The following is a 2,629-nucleotide window of genomic DNA, read 5'->3' as shown; positions in this document are numbered from 1 at the left end:
GCGGGATGGCGTGCGGTATGGCCGCGCCGTCCAAGTAGAAACAACAAAGGACAGATCAATCTCTATATTGTTGGTGTTGATGCAGCAAAAGATATTATCACGGCACGGTTTAAAAAATCGGGACCTGAAGCAACGGGGGCTGGTGCAACACACTTTTACAAAAACCTTGATCGAGAGTATTTTGACCAGCTAACCGCTGAAAGAAAAGTCATCAAATATTTTAAAGGCTTCAAGCGTATTGAATGGCAAAAAAGCGAAAAGGCAAGAAATGAAGCCTTGGATTGTAGGGTCTATGCTTATGCTGCTTTACAAGGTCTGATTTCGGCAGGAATAAACCTTAATCGAGAAGTCGATATCTTAGAAGAGCGTCTGGAAAAACTTAAAATTGAGGGCTCTTTAGAGCAGCCAACATCAAAACATGTGCCCTCTCCTGCTCCAAGAAGATCTCAGACAGCACAGCCTAAAAAGAAGCCATTCAGAACAATGATGAATCCTTATATGCGAGGGGATTGGAGGTAATTTGTGGGTGAAACTTTAGAACCAATTAACAGCAAAACTGACAGACTTGAAAACTTAAAAAGGCGGCGTGAGCAAATTGAAGAAGCTCTTTATTCGGGAGCGCAATCGGTGCGCCATGGCGATAAGCAAGTCAGCAATCGTTCTGTTGAGGAACTCCGCAGAGCGCTTGAGATGATCAATACACAAATAGCCAACCTTGAAGGGCGCAAGCGTTCACGCGTTTTCTATTTTAATATATCACGAGGCTATTAATGGCTGGCTTTATCAATAAACTCACAGGCTTTTTTAAAATTTCTCGTCAACACAATCCCCATTTTGAAGCTGCAAGTAAAAGCCGTCGCATGGGTGATTTTGACCCCGCAAAAAAACATATCAATAAAGCCATTGAGGAATGCGGTGATACCATTGTTGCCCGTTCAAGATGGCTTTATGACAATGAAGCTCTTTATGGTTCTGCAACGGAGGAATGGGTCTCTGCGGCTGTCAGTGATGGGATTAAACCTTATCCTCGTATTGAAGGTTTTCAAGAAGAAAAGAAAAAGCTTTTAGACTTATGGTGGCAATGGGTTGATGAAGCCGATTATGATGAAGATGCCAACTTTTATGGACTTCAAGCAACCATTGCACGAGAGGTCTTTTTAACCGGAGAGTGCTTTGTAAGATTGCATTATGTTGACCTCTACGGGCGCTCTGGTGTGCCTCTTCAATTGCAAGTTTATCCCACCGAAATGTTGGACCTTTCCTACAATGGACCGGCTGAGATTGAAGGCAATTACATTCGTATGGGGATTGAATTTAATGCCAGTGGTAAGCGCGTTGCTTATCATTTCTGGGAACATCACCCCTATGATGATTCTCCTTCCAACATAGCATTTAAGAGCCAAGAGCGCGTGCGCGTCCCTGCTGAAATGGTCATTCATATCAAAGAGCGCCGTATTGCCGGACAATTGCGCGGTTCTCCCAAAATAACGCGCTGTATGACAAAGATCTTTCAACTCGAATCCTATGATGATGCAGAACTTGATCGAAAAAGGACAGCGGCTCTTTTTGCGGTGTTTATTACAGGGAAGGAATCTCATGAGGAAGAATTAGAGGGAAATCGTGAGCAAACAACGCCCCCAAAGAAGCCTGAAGAGGCAGCTGACGTGGATAAAATTTACCCTGGCTCAGTTAACGTGGTCGATGGCGAAAAACAAATTACATTTTCAACCCCTGTTGAAGTTGGTGGTTCTTATGAGGCTTTTCAGTATCGTAATATTTTAAAGATTTGTTCTGCTCTTAATATGCCTTATGCCGTTGTGACTGGAGACGTTACGCGGGGGAATTTTTCAAATGTGCGTACCTCCATCATTCAGTTTAGACGGCACGTCAAACAATGGCGTGAACATATCATTGCCTTTCAGTTTAACCGCATTGTTTGGGAGCGTTTTGTTGAAATGGCAGTGCTTGTCAAATGCGTCAATTTGCCAGGGTGGGAAGAAAATTCCTTGCCATGGCTTCAATGTGAAAGCTTTGCGCCCCCGCTTGAAATGATTGATCCAAACAAGGATATCTCAGCGGAAAAAGAAGAAATCCGTGCAGGCTTGAAAACACGACGCATGGCACTTGCCGAGCGCGGCTTTGATATCGACAGCATTCATGCCGAACTGCAAGAAGAGCACACAGACGCTCGTGCGCGCGGCTTATCTTTTGACACGGATATGGCAGCGCCCTCTGGTAGCAATCAAGTAATTGAACCCGCAGATTCAGAATCTTCTGAAACTTATGAAAGTAACCAAAGCAGCGAGGCACATGCAAATGGTGAATAATCTCGACATGCCGTTTTTGGCATCACGGCTTTTTGGGGTTCCTCATATGCTTGCATCGACAAAACTTGATATCATTTTGAATGCTCTTGCGCCGCGTCTTTTTGAGGGAGAAAAGTTTCCCCCTAAGGCTTTTGCGCAAGGGGATACGGAAGCTTTAAGACCACCTGAAACTTATGTAGTACAAAACAATGTTGCCATAATACCAGTTCATGGCACGCTTGTGCGCCGTGGTGCATGGCTTGGGGCTTTATCGGGGCTAACCTCTTATGAAGGTTTAAGGGCTTCTTTTCGTGAAGCCATTG

The 2,629-nt window shown here is 44.4% G+C and carries 3 protein-coding genes and 1 pseudogene; all 4 read left to right on the top strand.

Annotation, left to right across the window (positions count from 1 at the left end; all coding sequences use genetic code 11):
- The coding region (locus ACFIKO_RS08775; RefSeq protein WP_375673814.1) for a terminase gpA endonuclease subunit at positions 1–519 on the top strand (519 nt) is incomplete at its 5' end.
- Between the two features lie 3 nt (positions 520–522).
- A complete protein-coding gene (locus ACFIKO_RS08770; RefSeq protein ID WP_375673812.1) occupies positions 523–771 on the top strand; it encodes a phage head-tail joining protein in 249 nt (82 codons plus the stop codon).
- A complete protein-coding gene (locus ACFIKO_RS08765; RefSeq protein WP_375673810.1) occupies positions 771–2,327 on the top strand; it encodes a phage portal protein in 1,557 nt (518 codons plus the stop codon). Before ACFIKO_RS08770 ends, ACFIKO_RS08765 begins: the two co-directional genes overlap by 1 nt.
- Positions 2,317–2,629, top strand: a pseudogene (locus tag ACFIKO_RS08760) (S49 family peptidase); the annotation flags it as partial. The gene ACFIKO_RS08765 and the pseudogene ACFIKO_RS08760, both read left to right, overlap by 11 nt.

The organism is Bartonella sp. TS82HLJMH (genome assembly GCF_042193495.1).
Lineage (GTDB): Bacteria > Pseudomonadota > Alphaproteobacteria > Rhizobiales > Rhizobiaceae > Bartonella > Bartonella grahamii.
This window is presented reverse-complemented; position numbering and strand designations above follow the sequence as displayed.